16 protein-coding genes are annotated in these 15,809 nt (G+C 71.0%); 6 read left to right on the top strand and 10 right to left on the bottom strand.

Going from position 1 to position 15,809, the window contains the following annotated elements:
- Window positions 1–41: 41 nt before the first annotated feature.
- The gene (locus ACFYO5_RS22650) at window positions 42–1,895 is read right to left on the bottom strand and encodes a hypothetical protein (RefSeq protein ID WP_388711396.1); all 1,854 of its coding nucleotides are present in this window, start codon (window positions 1,893–1,895) and stop codon (window positions 42–44) included.
- A gap of 281 nt (window positions 1,896–2,176) precedes the next feature.
- Between ACFYO5_RS22650 and ACFYO5_RS22645 the strand changes: the two genes are divergently transcribed.
- Window positions 2,177–2,572, top strand: a complete 396-nt coding sequence (locus tag ACFYO5_RS22645) for a VOC family protein (RefSeq protein ID WP_388711393.1) — start codon at window positions 2,177–2,179, stop codon at window positions 2,570–2,572.
- Here the strand turns inward: ACFYO5_RS22645 and ACFYO5_RS22640 are convergent.
- Both ACFYO5_RS22640 and ACFYO5_RS22635 read right to left on the bottom strand, forming a co-directional pair.
- Entirely contained in the window at window positions 2,569–2,709 is a 141-nt protein-coding gene (locus tag ACFYO5_RS22640) for a hypothetical protein (protein WP_388711390.1), read from the bottom strand. The genes ACFYO5_RS22645 and ACFYO5_RS22640 overlap by 4 nt on opposite strands.
- A gap of 340 nt (window positions 2,710–3,049) precedes the next feature.
- A complete protein-coding gene (locus ACFYO5_RS22635; protein WP_388711387.1) occupies window positions 3,050–3,736 on the bottom strand; it encodes a hypothetical protein in 687 nt (228 codons plus the stop codon).
- Between the two features lie 261 nt (window positions 3,737–3,997).
- On the opposite strand from ACFYO5_RS22635, the gene ACFYO5_RS22630 reads away from it, so the two are divergent.
- Window positions 3,998–4,171 (top strand): hypothetical protein, encoded by a 174-nt coding sequence (locus ACFYO5_RS22630; RefSeq protein ID WP_388711383.1) that lies wholly within the window; start codon window positions 3,998–4,000, stop codon window positions 4,169–4,171.
- 37 nt (window positions 4,172–4,208) lie between these two features.
- On the opposite strand, the gene ACFYO5_RS22625 is transcribed toward ACFYO5_RS22630, so the two are convergent.
- Together ACFYO5_RS22625 and ACFYO5_RS22620 are read right to left on the bottom strand one after the other, a co-directional pair.
- Window positions 4,209–4,505 (bottom strand): hypothetical protein, encoded by a 297-nt coding sequence (locus ACFYO5_RS22625; RefSeq protein WP_388711380.1) that lies wholly within the window; start codon window positions 4,503–4,505, stop codon window positions 4,209–4,211.
- 478 nt (window positions 4,506–4,983) lie between these two features.
- On the bottom strand, window positions 4,984–5,289 hold the full coding sequence (locus ACFYO5_RS22620; RefSeq protein ID WP_388711377.1) for a hypothetical protein: 306 nt from the start codon (window positions 5,287–5,289) through the stop codon (window positions 4,984–4,986).
- A gap of 631 nt (window positions 5,290–5,920) precedes the next feature.
- Between ACFYO5_RS22620 and ACFYO5_RS22615 the strand changes: the two genes are divergently transcribed.
- The gene (locus tag ACFYO5_RS22615; RefSeq protein WP_388711375.1) at window positions 5,921–7,195 is read left to right on the top strand and encodes a sulfite oxidase; all 1,275 of its coding nucleotides are present in this window, start codon (window positions 5,921–5,923) and stop codon (window positions 7,193–7,195) included.
- A gap of 208 nt (window positions 7,196–7,403) precedes the next feature.
- On the opposite strand, the gene ACFYO5_RS22610 is transcribed toward ACFYO5_RS22615, so the two are convergent.
- Window positions 7,404–8,612, bottom strand: coding sequence for an MFS transporter (locus ACFYO5_RS22610; protein WP_388711372.1), 1,209 nt, complete (start codon window positions 8,610–8,612; stop codon window positions 7,404–7,406).
- Window positions 8,613–8,677: 65 nt separating this feature from the next.
- Here ACFYO5_RS22610 and ACFYO5_RS22605 point away from each other — a divergent pair, with 65 nt between their 5' ends.
- Entirely contained in the window at window positions 8,678–9,055 is a 378-nt protein-coding gene (locus tag ACFYO5_RS22605) for a MerR family transcriptional regulator (protein WP_388711369.1), read from the top strand.
- A 343-nt stretch (window positions 9,056–9,398) separates the two neighbouring features.
- Here ACFYO5_RS22605 and ACFYO5_RS22600 read toward each other — a convergent pair whose 3' ends face one another.
- On the bottom strand, window positions 9,399–10,061 hold the full coding sequence (locus ACFYO5_RS22600; RefSeq protein ID WP_388711366.1) for a response regulator: 663 nt from the start codon (window positions 10,059–10,061) through the stop codon (window positions 9,399–9,401).
- Window positions 10,058–11,347 carry a sensor histidine kinase gene (locus tag ACFYO5_RS22595; RefSeq protein ID WP_388711363.1) on the bottom strand — a complete coding sequence of 430 codons (1,290 nt, stop codon included), beginning with the start codon at window positions 11,345–11,347 and terminating at the stop codon, window positions 10,058–10,060. The genes ACFYO5_RS22600 and ACFYO5_RS22595 overlap by 4 nt, the downstream gene beginning before the upstream one ends.
- A gap of 389 nt (window positions 11,348–11,736) precedes the next feature.
- Between ACFYO5_RS22595 and ACFYO5_RS22590 the strand changes: the two genes are divergently transcribed.
- The gene (locus ACFYO5_RS22590) at window positions 11,737–13,191 is read left to right on the top strand and encodes a hypothetical protein (protein WP_388711360.1); all 1,455 of its coding nucleotides are present in this window, start codon (window positions 11,737–11,739) and stop codon (window positions 13,189–13,191) included.
- A gap of 293 nt (window positions 13,192–13,484) precedes the next feature.
- Here ACFYO5_RS22590 and ACFYO5_RS22585 read toward each other — a convergent pair whose 3' ends face one another.
- Complete coding sequence (locus tag ACFYO5_RS22585) at window positions 13,485–14,135, bottom strand: hydrolase (protein WP_388711357.1); 651 nt, start codon at window positions 14,133–14,135, stop codon at window positions 13,485–13,487.
- A 95-nt stretch (window positions 14,136–14,230) separates the two neighbouring features.
- Between ACFYO5_RS22585 and ACFYO5_RS22580 the strand changes: the two genes are divergently transcribed.
- Complete coding sequence (locus ACFYO5_RS22580; RefSeq protein WP_388711354.1) at window positions 14,231–14,698, top strand: MarR family winged helix-turn-helix transcriptional regulator; 468 nt, start codon at window positions 14,231–14,233, stop codon at window positions 14,696–14,698.
- Between the two features lie 393 nt (window positions 14,699–15,091).
- Here the strand turns inward: ACFYO5_RS22580 and ACFYO5_RS22575 are convergent, their stop codons facing one another.
- On the bottom strand, window positions 15,092–15,562 hold the full coding sequence (locus ACFYO5_RS22575; RefSeq protein ID WP_388711351.1) for a hypothetical protein: 471 nt from the start codon (window positions 15,560–15,562) through the stop codon (window positions 15,092–15,094).
- Window positions 15,563–15,809 lie beyond the last annotated feature (247 nt).

Here is a 15,809-nt window from a genome sequence, read left to right as displayed (position 1 = left end):
ATCCAGCCGGTGTCGCGGCGAACCGGGGGTGCCTTCGCCATTCAATCGGTGGACGGAGTGAGCCCCGCAGATGCGGGCCGGACCAGGGCGTGCGTGACCTCTGACCGCGACTTTTCTCTGTTCCCACTCGGTCGGCACAGCTCTCGCCGCGCCTGTGCCGGATCGGCCGGGAATCGAAATGAGGTGCGTCGCCAAGCCCCGGACAGGTTTCGCAGGAATCGGTTCGGGGTGAGCGGGTCCCGCGTCGCGTGACGCAGTTCGGCGAGTGCTCCGCACCGCAGGGCTCGCCGGGCCGCTGTCACCTCGGAGGAATCGACTCCCTGTGGCACATGCTCGCCATCGCCCCTGTCAGCAACGAGCCATGCGGCCGGGAGACGCTTGTCGTGTCCCGGCCGCCCACCACTGCTCCGCTCGGAGTGTGCCGCGACCGGATAGGCCAGTCCGATCGGGTCGAGCGCGACTCCATCCAAGGGAACCACCGAGCCGTTCAGACCGAGGACCGTGTAACTGCCCGTGATCGAACCTGAGCCTGCGGTCGTACGAGCGTAACTGCCCAGCAGAAGTGTCGGCGCTGTCGAGTGCGCGGCATCCCGCACCCTGCGCACGTACTCCCAGTTGTAGTGATGGTGCACCGGATGGGCACTGGCGTTCCACCGGGCGTAGACGCCCCGCTCGTCGGCAATGCCAGCCGGCCCGATCTGCCCCGGATAGGGAACCCGCAGGACCGCCGCGCACACCACGGCCCATACCCCCACCCCGGCCGCGGTGAGTGCCCACACCCGTGTGACCGGCACGACGAACACAGGCAGCAGCACCAGCAGGAGGCCCGGCAGCATCATGCGTCCGTGCATGAAGTCGCCGCCGACTCTGATCACGAACGCCCAGGACAGCAGCCCGGCCACCACCGGTGCCAGCGCCGGAACGAGAACCACCGCCTGCACGGATCGCAGGGATCGCAGGGATCGCAGGGATCGCGCGGATCGCTGGGAGAGCACAGCGGCGACCACGAGGAGCGCGGGCACCCACAGAACGTAGGGGTGCACGAAGTCGCCCAGATAGACCAGTCCACGCCCCCACAAGCTGTCCGACGCTTCCTTGGTGACAGCGGGAAGCGGGACGAGATGCCCGTAGTAGCCCGCACGGAAGATCTCGTACGCGGTCGGCAGTGCCCCCGCGGCTGCGACCCTGCCGGCCAGGCAGCGCAGCGACGGACGTGCGACAAGCCACTGCGCGCCGAGGAACACCACGGAGACCAGTCCCAGGTCAGGCCGGACCAGCGGCCCCAGACCGAGCAGCATCGAAGTCCACGGTGATGCGGGCCGCATCGTCAGAGCCAGCCACGCCCCCGCGATCCAGCAGGTGCTGAGCCCGGTCTCCAGACCGGAGGTGGCGAAGTCCCATACCGGCGGCAGGCCCAGCAGCACGAGCGACCCCAGCGGCAGGACCCGTCGCCCCCCGTACAGCCGCATGGCCCCGATCCCTGCCAGAGCGAACCCGCCCGCGGTCAGCAGCAGACCGCCGTACACCGCGGCGGATGCGACGTCAGCACCGCTCAGCCCCGCACTCACCAGCAACCACTGCCACAGCGTGCCGGTCGACGACTCCACACGCTCCCCGACGTTGAACACCGGCCCATTGCCTGCGAGGACTTGGCGCACTGTCCGTACATAGATGTAGGCGTCGTCGGACATCCATCGTCGGCGATATCCGAGGAGAAGCAGGGCCAGCGTGGGTACGAGCAATACGGCCAGCCGCACGGGGGTGACCGAGGTGGTACGTGACCTGTCCCGGCGGTCGGGAGGCAGAAGCCCTGCCAGGAGATTCGAGGGGGTCGAGCACGTTGACGTCATGCTTCTTCCTTCGTCCTGCGGCAACTCGACCTTGAGAACCGGCATCTTCCGCACGATGAGGGTGGTCGGCGCACACCTGGAACGCCCCGGGGAATCACGCCTGCGGTGCAGCCCATGGATGAGCGGCGCATGAAGGCCGGTGCGGACGAGCGCGGCGAGTCGGCTGGGACCGGCTCCGCCACCGCTCGTCCACGACTCCTTCGCCCTCCGGGTCGGCGGGCGGAACCGGGGCGTGCGGAAGCACGGGCACGAGTTCCGCCTCGCGTGGACAACGAGGTCGGCACGGGTCAATACGCTGGGTTCCGTCCGTACTATCGGGGAGAGTCATGACAAGCAGGTTCACCGAGTTGGCCGTTGACTGCCACGATCCGGAGAGACTCGCGGCCTTCTGGTGCGAGGTCCTGGACTTCGAGGTGATCGACCGGAGCGAGGGCAAGGTCGAGATCGGCTCCTGGGTGCCGACCGTCGAGGATGTTCGGGCCCGTCAGATGGCGCCCACCCTGCTGTTCGTCCAGGTGCCCGAGGGCAAGACCGTGAAGAACCGCCTTCACCTCGACGTCAGTCCGATCGACAGCAGCACCGAGGACGAGGTGGCCAGATTGCTCAGCCTCGGCGCCACCACGACGGATGTGGGCCAAGGCTCAGGCCGGAGCTGGGTAGTCATGGAAGACCCGGAGGGCAACGAGTTCTGCGTTCTTCGCACCCTGGCACCGCGGAACTAGGCAGCTCGCCTGTCGCGGACTCTCCAGACGAACGCCGCGATCACGAAGACCGCGATCACGACTACGCCGAACCACCAGCCGCGCAGGGCACCGTTGTCCATCCCTGCGAGGACCTGCGGGTAGCTACTGCTGTCCATGTGACTCCTTCAGGAACGAGACACAGCGGCCGTGGTGGGACGTCTTCTCCAGGTGGTCGCTTCGCTCGAAGGCCTCACTCGCCTTGTCCCTCGGACTGTCCGCCCACAACGCCGGGGTCGGCACCTCCTCGGCGCCGGGGTCGACGCACCATGGGGAAGGGCTCGCTGTCGTTCGACCCGCCGATGCTGTGGGGCGACGGGCCGTAGTCCAGGACCAGCTGGTAGCGGACTGCGGCCCCGCGTCTGGACGGCCGTCGGCGCCGAGGAAGTGCGGGCTGTTGCGCAGCGCGTCGGCGATGTCCTCGGAGCCGTGGTGGCGTTGGCCGGCGGGCTGACGAGTTCAGGTCGCCGCCGTGTCCGGCTCGGCGGCGGCTCGCGCGCCGCGCAGGAGCGCCAGTGCGGCGACGGCGGTTCCGGCGCCGACCGGGGCGATCGGCCACCACGGCGGGGAGCCGACGTCGCGGACCGCCGTGAGGAGGACGAGGAACAGGCAGACGGCCAGACCGATCAGGACACCGTAGCTGTCGGCCGCCAGACGCTCCCCCACGTCGAAGCGGGCTCGTCCGCCCCGGTTGAGTACCCGCGCCAGCATCGCCGTGGCCACGGCGATGACGTAGCCCATGGCGACGGGGTACAGCAGCAAGGGCGCGACGAAGAAGAAGCCGTCGCCGGTCCAGGCGCTGTGGGCGGCGTATCCGTCGATCTCCACGACCTCGTCATGCCAGAGTCCAAGCCGCACCTGCTGCCCCTCGCTCAAGGAGGGACCGTCATCGTCCACCGACACCGTCCTGGTGGCCCCCTGCCCCCGCACGATCACGTCTTCGCCGAACGAGGTGACCTTCTCACCGCAGTCCGTCGCCTGGCCGGTTCCGGAGCAGTGCTCGTGGGAGATGTGCCGTATCTCCGCCACGGTCGCCTGCACGGTGTGCAGCTTTCCGGTGGTGCGGGCCACGGCGATCGCGGTCTCCTCATACGTCCGCACGGCGAAGAAGGCGACGAGGAGCACCATCACACAACGGAACAGCATGAACAGCACACGCCCTGGAAGCGCCCCGCTCCCCCTCTTCTCCGCCCCCGCCACGGCCGCTCCCTCCCCGCTCCTGTCTCCACCACCATGCCCTCTGGCACGAGTGCTGACACGGCCCGGCGGGGCTTCCCCCTCCACCGACGGCGTGGCACCGCATCAGCCGCCCGTCGGGGAACCGGGGCTGGGGCGGACCGGCCAGCGCCTGCCGCAGCCGGTCGGTATCGGCACGGCCGTCGTGGTCGATCCGGGACGGTCACTTCCATGGACTCCACCGGCATCGACGACTTCGTCGCGGCCCCTCGCACCTTCGCCGAGGCCGGTGACCGGATACGTCTGGCCGCACCAGGCGCAGCCGTGACGCACACCCTGCGGATCTTCGGCGTCGACGCGGTGATCGCCTGCCGTGAAGCCCTTCGCCGAGCACCCGGCGACTGAGCGATTTCCCGTACCGGCTACGCCTTGGCCGATCGGCTCAGTGTTGATGCGGGTCGTGTGTGGACAGGTAGAGGGGATCGAGCCGGCGCCAGTAGCCGTGCACGAGGTCTTCGGCCTCCCGCACCGCCCGCTGAGCGCATGCCGCGTCCGTCGGCAGGCGTCGTTCGGCCCGGACCGTGGTGGAGCCCGTGCGCCGGACACCCCTCAGCGCCGTCCAGCGGGAGACCGCAGCAATGCGCGGCCTGCCCCTTCGGCCGGTCAGGCACCAGCGCGCGAACAGTATCGCCGCCACCGCTGACAATGCGCTGGCGGCATAGACCTCATGACCGGCCACTGGCTCCTCCTGCCGGACACCCGTACGAACCGTGCCGGGTCCATGTGCCCCGGTATCGCATCGTCAACGTCACCATTGGGCCAAGAAACCCTCACATGCGCTTCGCCGTGTGGTGGAGGCGGCTCTCAGGCGGTCGGCGGTTCACTCGCCCCGCCCCGGCCCGCTCGCCCCGGGCCGGTGTAGCCCATCGTGGACAGGGAGATCGTTCTGCGACGGGTGGGGCACCCGGAAACGAGGTCGGCGTCGATCTCGGCCGGCCACCCCACACATCCGCACCATGCCCGCCCCGCCCTCGCCCGCCGACGTTCCCCTGACGTCGCCGCCGCAGTCACGACCCGGCAGCGCGGGAGGCCTCGGCCGACGCGCGACACCGGTGAGCGCGCCGCGATCCGGCTGCGTCCGCGCCGCCCCTCCCGCCCTCTCACATCCTCACCTCCGGGCGGGCTCGAGCGAGGAGTCGCGCCGGGGGTGTGCCGCGCTACGGCCGGTGGTTCACCCTTCGCCGGTCTCGGCGAGCGTCCGAACCGCGCCCTCCCGCGGCGGACGCGCATCGCGGGCAGACACGGCGCACCGCGTCGGCCGCGCCCCCGGACTCGGGAAGGATGTCCGGCCAGGCCACACCGGCGAAGCGGGCCAGTTGCGAGCGGTGCAGGGACAGTCCGCACACCGACTGGTTGGTGCTTTGCTCCCAGGCATGCACCTCACCGCCGGGCAACCAGCGGCCGTCCTCCTCGTCCCACCAGCGACTCGATGCCGCCACCGCGTAACGTCGCGTCTTCTTCACCACCGCCCCCGAGTGCCCCTCCCAGGGTCCTCGAATCACCGGAATGCCGACCCGCCGACGCTGACATCGTTGTCCGCGGCCCGGTCGGCCCACCGTCATGGGACGGGCGGATCAGAGCCCGCGCGAGACCGTCGGTCTTGCGCTCGAACGGGCGCGCTGCTTGCACGGGACGGCGCTGTCGCGTTGGTCGCCGCCCAGGAAGACCCGAGCGTGCAGCCACCACCATCTCGCGGAGCACGACGCGGGCAGGGTGGTTCACGATGCGCCTGGATCGAGCACCGGGTCGGCCGCGAGACGAAGGTCGGCATCGAGACCCGGGCCGCCTGCCGGGGGCTCCGTTGACACCGTCCTCCCCGCGTGTTTGCATCCCGCCATGCCGTTGACTGAGCCTCTGACCCGCCGCCGCAGCGTGGACCTCGTCCGCGTGGCCGCAGCGCTGTGTCGGACGTCCGGCTGATCAGGCACTTCCTGAAGCCTCTGCCAACTGCCTTTCGCGGCAGGCCCCTTCCCTCGCGCGGCGACCGCACCGACGGGATGCCCGTGCGGACCCGTGCCCGCACCCGCACCCGCACCCGCACCCGCGCCCGCGCAGACCTCTTCCGTGCTTTCACCTCTCATAGCGAGGACCGTCATGCCTTCGTCCACTCCCGCAGGCCACCACTACGAAAGCGACTACGACCGTCGCAGGCTGCGCCAATGGCTCACCGGTGAGGCCAGGGCCGACGGAGTCACCCGCCGTCGGCTGCTCACGCTGCTGGCCGCCACGGCCGCCGGGACCGCGATCGGTACCCCTCGGTCGGCCCACGCGGCCGACCGGCCGATCGTCAAGCCCCTGCCACCCCAGTGGTTCATCGAGCGCGGCACCAACGCCGAGACCCGCTGGGAAGCGCTGCGCGGCACGGGCCACCACACCCCCAACGAGCTGTTCTTCGTGCGCAACCACACGGCCACTCCCGTCCTGGACGCCGACGCCTGGCGGCTGCGGCTGTGGGGAAGCGGACTGCGCGGCTCCCCCGGCGAGGACCGGCCGCGGGAGTTCGGATACGACGATCTACGGGCCCTGCCGGCCGTCACCCGCACCGCCTTCGTCGAGTGCGCCGGCAACGGGCGCTCCTACTTCACGACCCAGCAGGGCCAGACGGTCACCGGCACTTCCTGGACCCTGGGAGCGATCGGTGTCGCACGCTGGCGCGGGGTGCGCCTGGCCGACGTACTGCGCAGGGCAGGGTTGTCCCCGCACGCCGTGGACGTGCAGCCACGCGGCCTGGACGCCGAGTACGTCAGCGGCGGCGAGAGCCTGGGGCGGGTACGCCGGCCGCTGCCGCTGGCCAAGGCGCTGGACGACGTACTGCTCGCCTACGAGATGAACGGTGAGCCGCTGCCCTACGACCACGGCTATCCGGTGCGGGTGCTGGTTCCCTCCTGGATAGGGATCGCGTCGGTCAAGTGGGTCGGCGACATCGAGGTGTCCGCGCAGCCGCTGTACTCGCCCTGGAACACCACCTTCTACCGGCTGTTCGGTTCCGCCCATCCGGAGGGCGGCAGTGCCCCGCTCACCCGTCAGGCCGTCAAGAGCGCCTTCGAGATGGCGGCCGGGGCCACGTTCACCGCAGGCCGGAGGCACGTGCTGCACGGTCGGTCATGGTCGGGCGCGGGAGCCGTCACCCGGGTCGACGTCAGCACCGACGGAGGGGCGAACTGGCTGCCCGCCCACCTGCACGACCGTCCCCGCGCCGGAACCTGGACCCGCTGGTCCCTGGGCTGGCGGCCCGACGCGCTCGGCGTCACCCATCTGCTGGCCCGCGCCACGGACACGGCGGACCGCACTCAGCCGGATGCCGCTGTGCCGAACACGCAGGGCTATCTGTTCGACGGGGTGGTGCGGCATCCGGTGAGCGTGGTGTGAGGGACAGCCGTTCTGGCGCGGGAGGCTTCGGCGAGAAGCTCACCTAATCGACAACACCCCGCCTGCGGAAGCGCTGCGGCCCGCCGGGCGGCAAGGGCCAGGCTCGCAGTCGGCGCATGGGGACCGCGGTCCGCACCGAGGCGGTGCGGACGGCGGTCAGCATCGACGGACCGGACCGGACCGGGCCGGGCCGGGGGTTTCCTACGGCTCAGCTCGGTCGCTCGGCCGGGAAGGCATGGGTGCGGGTGCCGACGACGATCAGTGCCGGCACGAGAAGGGCCAGGACGGCCCACGGGAACGAAGCGGCGCCGAACGTGTCGAGCAGGACACCGCCTGCGACACCGCCACCGGCCATGGCCACGTTCCACAGGGTGACGAGCATCGCCTGCGCCGAGTCGGCCTGGTCACGGCCGGCCTGCCCGGCAGCCGTCTGCAGGAGCGTCGGCACGCCGCCCCACCCAAGGCCCCACAGCAGCACGGCGAGGTAGACCAGGGCAGGGCTGCCGGCCAGGGCCGCCAGAACGGCGGCGGCCGCACCGACCAGGAGCGTGCTGGCGATCGCCAGGCCGCGCAACCAGCGGTTGATGAGGGCGCCGGTGACCCAGATGCTCAGCAGTGAGGCGCCGCCGAAGACCAGCAGCACCAGGTCGGTGCTGTCGGCCATGCGGACGTGGGCGAGGAAGGCGGCGATGTAGGCGTAAAGGACGGTGTGGGCCAGGACGAAGACCAACGTCACGAAGAGCACCGGAGCGACACCGGGGAGGCGCAGCGCGTGCCGCATCGGGGCGCGGTGCTCCTGGCGCTGCCCGGGGTAGTCAGGCACGACAGCCGCGATCCACGCGATCAGGGCGACAGCGAGAGCGCTCATGGCCAGGAAGGCCGCCTGCCAGGTGACCACCTTTCCCAGGAAGGTGCCTGCGGGGACGCCGAAGGAGAGGGCGACCGGGATGCCGGCCATGGCGATGGCGATGGCCTTGCCCTCGAGGCCGGGCGGGACCATGCGGCGGGCGTAGCCGGCCAGCAAGGCCCAGGCGAGGCCGGCGGCCACACCGGCCACGAAGCGGGCGATCATCGTGAGGGGGTAGGAGGCCGACAGGGCCGTGACGGTGTTGGCGACGGCGAACCCCGCGATGGCGGTCAGCAGCAGGTGCCTGCGGCGCCACCCGGCGGTGGCCGCGGTGAGCGGAATGGCGGTGAGCGCGGTGCCGAGGGCGTAGATCGTGACGGTCTGTCCTGTGGCGGACTCGCCGACGTGCAGGTCGGCGCTCATCTCGGGCAGGAGTCCGGCGGGAAGCGTCTCCGTCAGGCTGGTGACGAAGACCGCTGTCGCCAACGCGAGCAGCGCCGCCAGCGGCAGTTTCTGTTTCTGTCCCCGGTCCTGCGCGTCGGAGCCGACCGGCGTCTGTTGTGTCGTCATGCCGATATGCTCGAACCCTCACATAGATGTGAAGGTCAAGCTGACATGTCGTGGGGGTGGGGCACATGCGCATTGGCGAGCTGTCGGATCGCACGAACACCAGCCGCAGGCTGCTGCGTTACTACGAGGAGCAGGGCCTCATCGTCGCAGAGCGCTGTCCCAACGGCTACCGCGCATACGACGAGCGCTTCGTCGATCGGGTACTGCAGATCCGGGGTCTGCTCGACGCCGGGCTGCCGACGCGGATCATCAAGCAGATCCTGCCGTGCTTGGACAAGCCACGAGTGATCTACTTCCCCGACGCCACCCCGGAGATGCTCACCACCCTGGAGACGGAGCTGGAGCAGATGAACCGGCGCATCGAGTGCCTGACCCGCAACCGGGACGCGGTGGCCGGGTACTTGGAGTCGGTGCGGGAGTACCGCGGCTCCGACATCGGCTGAACAGCGCGCGACACCGAGGGCCCGCGCCCTCCCGTCGTGGTCCGTTCTCGTCGACATCGTCGAGCCGGCCGATCGCCGAGCGCTGTCCCGGAACCGCCGACAAGCGGTGCCCGCTGCCGCCGGACGAACGTGTTCATGAGCGCCGACAGCGGCGCGGTCGGTGCCGCCGTGGGACTCGTGGGTGAGGGAGGGACACGGGGCCGTCCCGCGGTCAGCCGTGCGTCCGCGCGGCGGGTCGGGCGTCGCCCGGTGTACAGGGTGTCACCGGGTGAGGTTCCCCGGGGTCTCACGCGCCGGTGACGCCCGGCGCCGAGGACGTCGCCGTGGGCTCCGGGCGGCAGCGTCATGCCGGGTGGATGAGGCGGCTTTCGTAGGCGAAGACCACGGCCTGGATCCGGTCGCGGAGTTCGAGCTTGTGCAGGATCCTCCCCAGGTGGGACTTGACGGTGCCCTCCGCGAGGTACAGGGCGGCCGCGATCTCGGTGTTGGACAGGCCGCGGGCCACCTGGATGAGCACCTCGTGCTCGCGGGCGCTGAGTCGGCTCAGCCGCTCGTCGCGGTCGGTGCTGCCGCCGTCGGGGAGGTGTGGGCGGAGGCTCTCCAGCAGGCGGCGGGTGATACGCGGAGAGACCACCGCGTCGCCCGCGGCCACGCTGCGTATCGCGGTGAGCAGTTCCTCGGGCCTGGTGTTCTTCAGCAGGAAACCCGAGGCTCCGGCGTTGAGTCCGGCGAAGGCGTACTCGTCCAGGTCGAAGGTGGTGAGGAGCAGCACTCTGCTCCGCGGGGAGATCCGGATGACCTCACGGGTCGCCTCGATCCCGTCGGTCCCGGGCATCCGCACGTCCATGAGGACGACATCGGGGCGCAGTTCCCGGGCGAGGCGTACGGCCTGCGTTCCGTCCGCGGCCTCCCCGACCGGTGCCATGTCGGGCTGGGCCTCCAGGACCGTGCCGAAGGCCATGCGGAGCAGTGCTTCGTCGTCGGCGATCAGGATGCGGATCGTCATGCGGACGCCGGACCGCTGGTGCCGAGCACGAGGCGGGTGTGGACTCCCCAGCCGCCGCCCGGAAGCGGTCCGGCCAGCAGCTTCGCCCCGTAGGTGGCAGCGCGCTCGCGCATGCCGGTGATGCCGTGGCCGGAAGGTGCGGCGTCGGGAGGTGGCGCGCAAGGGCCGTTGTCGGTGACGTCCACGGTGACGGTGTCGGTCGAGCACCGTATCCGGACCTTCGCCCGCGTGCCGGTGGGGGTGTGCTTGAGGGTGTTGGTCAGGGCTTCCTGTACCAGGCGGTAGACGGTCAGTTGCGCGGTGGCGGGTATGTGGGGGTATCCGCCGTGGACCTCGACGCGGGTCGGCAGCCCGGCGGCGCACATCTGGTCGGCGAGGGGCTCCAGTTGCGCGATGCCGGGCAACGGGTGGCGCTCCGCCTCCGGTTCGTCGGTCCGCAGGATGCCCAACGAGCGCCGCATGTCGGTCAGGGCCTGCCGGCCCGTCTCGGAGATCTGCTGCATCGCGGTGGTCGCTCTGTCGGGCGAGCGGTGCTGCGCGTAGACGGCGGCGTCGGTGAGCGCGACCATGACGGACAGGTTGTGGGTGACGATGTCGTGCATCTCCCGGGTGATACGTGTCCTCTCCTCGGCGACGGCCAACCGGGCCTGCTGGTCCCGCTCCTGCTCCAGGCGTGCCGCCCGTTCCTCCAGGACCGCGAGGTAGTCGCCCCTGGTGCGCACGTTCACCCCGAGGACCGCGGCAGCGACGACCATCGCGGTCACCGCGACGAAGGGGGTCAGGAACGCGCCTTCCGTGGCCCAGCGCAGACACGCCAGCAGGGCCCCGCCCTCCACGGCGGCACCGGCGGCAAAGGTGGCGCGCAGGCCCGAGTTCGCGGCGGCCGTGTAGAGAGCCACGAGCAAGGCGATGTCCGCCGGCAGCGGGACGTCCATCAGCCACTGGACGAAGGCCGCGACGGCTACGGTGCCGAACACCGTGAGCGGGGCCCGGCGCCGCCACACGAGGGGCAGCGCAAGGGCGGCGGTGAGGGCCAGGGCCACCGGCAGCTCCGACAGAGGGCGCGTGGTCGTGATGTTGAGCAGGAGCAGCGCCGGCAACAGCGAGTCCCCCACCATGGGAGGCAGCCGGAGGCCGCTGCGCCGGGCGGCTCTCCCGAGTCGGGCCGCTCGCACGAAGGCCAGGTCGGCGTGGTCCGTCAGACGTACGGCTTCCCTCGTCCGCCGTACGCGGTACCGGCGGCGCACCGGGTGGTCATCGACCGGCTCTGCGGCCGCCTCGGTCATCCCGCATCCCTGTCGATTCGGCATCGTGGTGGCCCCGGCCGGGGCCACCACCGCGTACGGCCCGAACCGCGTCGGACCGAGGAGCGCACCCGGAACTCCCCGGCGTACACGCGGCTCTGTCACGGTAGGCCGCGGGCCCGCGAAGCACATGAGTCCAACGTCTGATGTCAGAGCGCCCGAGTACGACCGCAGGAGGAGTCGCCCGTCTTCCGCGGTCGCAGAGCGGCCGTTCGTCCGGCGTGCTCGATTGCGACTCAGGTCGCACGGGCCAGCTGCCTGGATGAGACTCCGGTAGCACAGGGGACCTGCCGCGGATTGCCACTCCCGTCGTATACGTCGGCGAGCCGGGAACGATGTGCCCTCACCTGCCACGCCCCGAGGATGGCCGGATGACCGAGATCATCGCGGGGCTGTACATGTCCCCTCCGGAAGTTCTTGCCCTGTCGGCTGCCGCCGCGCTCGTGGTGGCGCGCTGGCTTGCGCCCGCTGCCCGCCCACCCGTCACGATCGCGGCGGCGGGGGTTCTCGCCCTGTCCGCGATCGTGCTCGGTGTGGTGGGACTCCGGTGGCAGATGCTGCCCGTACTGGCGGGCGGTGCCGTCGCGTTGCCGTTCGCGCTCTGTCCCCTGCTGCGAAGCCGTACCGGCCGGCCGGCGCGGCGGGCCCGATGGTGGCTGGCGTTGCCGGGGTCGGTGGCCTGCGCGGGCCTGATCGCCACGGGTCCGGGGGCCGCCTGGGCCTTTCCCGTACCCGTGTTCCCCGAGCCGTCAGGCGGTTTCCCGGTCGGCACCCGCGTGGCGCAGTGGACCGACCCACGCCGCCCCGAGTCCTTCACCGCCGATCCGCACGACCGGCGCACGGTCGTGGTCCAGCTCTGGTATCCCGCGCGGAAGAGCCCCGCAGGCACGCGGCGGGCCCAGTACCTCGGACGCACGCAGGACGAGGCACGCACCGTTTCCGACGCCCTCGCCCGCCAGGTCGGCCTGCCCGGCTTCCTGGTCGACGGCGTTCCGCGTGCGCACACCCATGCGGTCTTCAACGCCCCGGTGTCCGACAGGGGCGGACGGTTCCCGGTCGTGCTGTTCTCTCCCGGATCGGGCGGAGTGCGCACCCAGAACACCGCCTGGGCGGAGGAACTGGCCAGCCACGGCTATGTGGTCGCCGCCCTCGACCACCCGTACGACTCCGCCGCCGTCGTTCTCACCGACGGCCGGGCGATTCGCACCAGAACCGCGTCCACCGGTGACCGGGACAAGGACACCGCTCTGTCGGCCGGCTGGACGGCTGTTCGGGCAGCCGACCTCAGCTTCGTCCTCACCCAGCTCGACCGTCTGGGCGGAGGTGAGATCGCCGACCCGCTGACCGGGCGCCTGGACGCCGGTCGGGTGGCGGTCACCGGCCATTCCATGGGTGGTGCCGCCGCTCTGCGGGCCGCCCGGCAGGACCGTCGGTTCGACGCCGTCATAGATCTCGACGGCTATCCCCACGGTCCCCTCTCCCCCTCCCTCCACCAGCCGGCGCTCGCGCTCACCCAGGCCATCACCCCCGGAACCGACCCGCGCTACCTCCCCCGCCTCACGGCGGCCCTCAAGCTCAACACCCTGACGAGCTATCGGCTCACCATCCCCGGCGCCGCACACCTCACCTTCACGGACGGCCCCTTGTACCTGCCGCCCGTGCCCTCGATCGTCGGCTCCTTGGGCCGCACCGAGAGCCCCCGGGTCGTCGCCGCGACCACGCTCGCCTTCCTTGACTCCACCCTGCGGCACACACCCGGTGACCTGGCCGGCGTTCTGTCGCCCTACGGCAACCTCAGCGTCTACCACCCGGACGACAGTCGATGAGCAGCTGTGCCGCGGCGGCCGACGGCCGGCGTCACCGGGCGCCCTTCCCCACGTCAGCGTGAGTGGTCGACTGGTACGGCGATCAGAGAGGAGAGCAACGGGCCCAGGACGGCTCCGCGGTGTTCGGCGGCGGCTCCCGGGTCCGCGCCGGTCCGGCCCTCCCGCCGGTCGCGACCCGATGCCCTGGATCGCGACCTGATGCCGTGGATCCTGTCGAACGCGCCGGCTGGTCGTCGTCGCCTCGCCACGGGGCGGCACCGGTCCCGGTGCCGCCCCGTGGCGTTGCCGTGCTTCTACGCGGAGGTGGGGGTGGCGAGGAGTTGCAGTTCCCAGGCGAGGGCGACGGAACTGGCGCCGCCGTGGGGTGCCACGGCCGCACCCATGGCGGCGGCCGTCTCTTCGCGGGCCCAGTCGCGCTGCCATTCGGCGATGACGGCCATCCAGGTGATGGGGGTGATGCCTGCCTGGACCATGCGGCGCACGGCCATGTCGTGGGCCTCGGCGGACACGCCGCCGGAGGCGTCGGTGACGACGTAGACGTCGAAGCCCTCGCCGGCCGCCTGCAGGGCGGGCATCGCCACGCAGATCTCCGTGTACAGACCGGCGATGATCAGCTTCTTGCGGCCGGTGGCCTTCACCGCGTCCACCACCCGCGGGTCCTCCCAGGTGTTGATGGTGGTCCTGTTGATCGGCTTCTGGTCCGCGAAGACCTCCTGGAGCGGCTGGAGGATGTTGCCGCCGCGCTCCTCGATGACCGTCGTCAGGATCGTCGGGACCTCGAACGCCTTGGCGGCCTTGGCCAGTCCCACCACGTTGTTGACGATCATCGTCGGCTCGTGGCTGTGCAGGTTGGCGAACTGGAACGGCTGGTGGTCGATCAACACCAGCACGCTCTCCTGCGGGGTCAGCAGCGCGGCGAGGCCGGTCTTCGCGAACGTGCTCATGGGGATCTCCTTCAATTCTGCGGGGAAGCCCCCGCCGAGGAACATGACACATCATCTATCCATGACGTGTCAACTACCCGGTAGGCTGGTGCATCATGAACGAGAAACCTCACTGGCTGGCCCCGAAGGAACAACACGCCTGGCGCTCCTTCGTCGGCGTGCATCAGAAACTCCTCAGCAGGATCGAGCGCGAGTTGCAGGCCACCGCGAACCTGTCCAGCGCCGACTACGCCGTCCTCGTCGCCCTCACCGGCACCCCCGACGGCCGGTTGCGCTTCCAGGCGCTGCTCAGGGCGGTCGAGTGGTCGCAGAGCCGGGCGTCTCACCACATCGCCCGCATGGCCAAACGCGGTCTGGTCACCCGCGAGGACTGCCCCGACGACGGACGCGGGGTCTACGTGGTCGTCACCCCCGCCGGCCGCCAGGCCATCGAAGCCGCCGCCCCGCACCACGTGGCGACCGTACGCAGCGTGGTGATCGACCCCCTCACCACCGAAGAACTGGACACCCTCGCCCACCTCTGCCAACGCATGCTCCACCAGATGGAGCAGAGGTCCCCGTGATACTCGGCGGCCAGGGCGCCGGCAGCCGGGCGGCCAGGCGCAGCACCTCGTCGTCGACGCTCTTCTCCGCCACCCGGCCTTCGCCGACGGCGGTGACCGGAGCCGCGCCCCGGGCCCGGCCCGGCCCGGCCCGGGCATGTCCAGGTCCAGGCCCGGCCCGGTGCCTTCGATACTGAGGGTGGCCATGAGTCGGAGCGAGGTCTTCTCTCAGGCCGCGAGACTGCGCACCGGGCATGCCCTCGGCCGCCCCGCTCCGTTCATGGCTCCGGTCGCCCGAGCGCCCGAAGGCGATACTCATGCCTCCCGATGGGGATGCCCCGTCGGAAGGTGCCCCGGATCATCGACCTGCTCGGCACCGAGCACCGAGGACCGGAGGGGTTGAGACGCCGGGTGTCACGCCCCGAGCTTCGCCACCATGGTGTTCAAAGTGGCGGCCAGGGCGTCGAGTTCCCCTTCCGAGTCGGGACTGGGCGTCGCCCGGCGGGTGAGTTCCTCCCCGGAGGCCACCTCGAGGGCCCCGGCGTAGCGGTCGGACCGGAGGTCGTCGGCGGACACCACCTGGGCCCGGCCCTCCACAACGACGAGAGTGGGCCCGTCGTCCCGCGCTTCGAGCAACTCCCGCACATGTTGCCGCGTGACCGGCCCGGGCGCTTCGCCCTCCTGCGCGGGCTTCTCGACTCCCGCGGGGGGATCGCCCTGCGCCGTTCCGCCCTGCGTCGAGTAGCCCTCCGCCGCACTCGCCGTGCCACGCACGACCCGGTCCCGTGCCTGGCTCTCCCCACCGGAATGAGCCCCCGGCTCCTCGTCGCTCCGCGCCCGGGCATACCTGTCCGGCTCTTCGGCGGAAGGCGTCTGCTCGTTCATCTGGTGCATCTCCCACTCTCGTCCGAAGGCAGTGACTACGTCACCTCTCCACTCCGCGCGGGTGCTCCTTCCAGAAAACCCGTGCGCAGGGCTCCACGAGTACCCGGACCTCACGACCCCATCCGCCGGGTGGTCTCGGCCGACCTCCCTCGCAAGTTGGTCCGGTCGAGCCCGGTCTACGCCGCGCCCTGCGACAGCGATCAAGCCGGCCGAGCCGACCAAGGAGGAGGCAGCATCCTTTCCCCTC

Origin of the sequence: Streptomyces sp. NPDC006259, from assembly GCF_042870975.1 — a bacterium.
Classification (GTDB): Bacteria; Actinomycetota; Actinomycetes; order Streptomycetales; family Streptomycetaceae; genus Streptomyces.
Note: the sequence above shows the minus strand (reverse complement) of the source record. Positions and strands in the feature narration are given on the sequence as shown.

Bases quoted from the DNA above. Each gene is read 5' to 3' on its own strand.
- ACFYO5_RS22650 (WP_388711396.1), bottom strand. From the start codon at position 1,895: ATGCCGGTTCTCAAGGTCGAGTTGCCGCAGGACGAAGGAAGAAGCATG.
- ACFYO5_RS22645 (WP_388711393.1), top strand. From the start codon at position 2,177: ATGACAAGCAGGTTCACCGAGTTGGCCGTTGACTGCCACGATCCGGAG.
- ACFYO5_RS22640 (WP_388711390.1), bottom strand. From the start codon at position 2,709: ATGGACAGCAGTAGCTACCCGCAGGTCCTCGCAGGGATGGACAACGGT.
- ACFYO5_RS22635 (WP_388711387.1), bottom strand. From the start codon at position 3,736: ATGCTGTTCCGTTGTGTGATGGTGCTCCTCGTCGCCTTCTTCGCCGTG.
- ACFYO5_RS22630 (WP_388711383.1), top strand. From the start codon at position 3,998: ATGGACTCCACCGGCATCGACGACTTCGTCGCGGCCCCTCGCACCTTC.
- ACFYO5_RS22615 (WP_388711375.1), top strand. From the start codon at position 5,921: ATGCCTTCGTCCACTCCCGCAGGCCACCACTACGAAAGCGACTACGAC.
- ACFYO5_RS22610 (WP_388711372.1), bottom strand. From the start codon at position 8,612: ATGACGACACAACAGACGCCGGTCGGCTCCGACGCGCAGGACCGGGGA.
- ACFYO5_RS22605 (WP_388711369.1), top strand. From the start codon at position 8,678: ATGCGCATTGGCGAGCTGTCGGATCGCACGAACACCAGCCGCAGGCTG.
- ACFYO5_RS22600 (WP_388711366.1), bottom strand. From the start codon at position 10,061: ATGACGATCCGCATCCTGATCGCCGACGACGAAGCACTGCTCCGCATG.
- ACFYO5_RS22595 (WP_388711363.1), bottom strand. From the start codon at position 11,347: ATGACCGAGGCGGCCGCAGAGCCGGTCGATGACCACCCGGTGCGCCGC.
- ACFYO5_RS22590 (WP_388711360.1), top strand. From the start codon at position 11,737: ATGACCGAGATCATCGCGGGGCTGTACATGTCCCCTCCGGAAGTTCTT.
- ACFYO5_RS22585 (WP_388711357.1), bottom strand. From the start codon at position 14,135: ATGAGCACGTTCGCGAAGACCGGCCTCGCCGCGCTGCTGACCCCGCAG.
- ACFYO5_RS22580 (WP_388711354.1), top strand. From the start codon at position 14,231: ATGAACGAGAAACCTCACTGGCTGGCCCCGAAGGAACAACACGCCTGG.
- ACFYO5_RS22575 (WP_388711351.1), bottom strand. From the start codon at position 15,562: ATGAACGAGCAGACGCCTTCCGCCGAAGAGCCGGACAGGTATGCCCGG.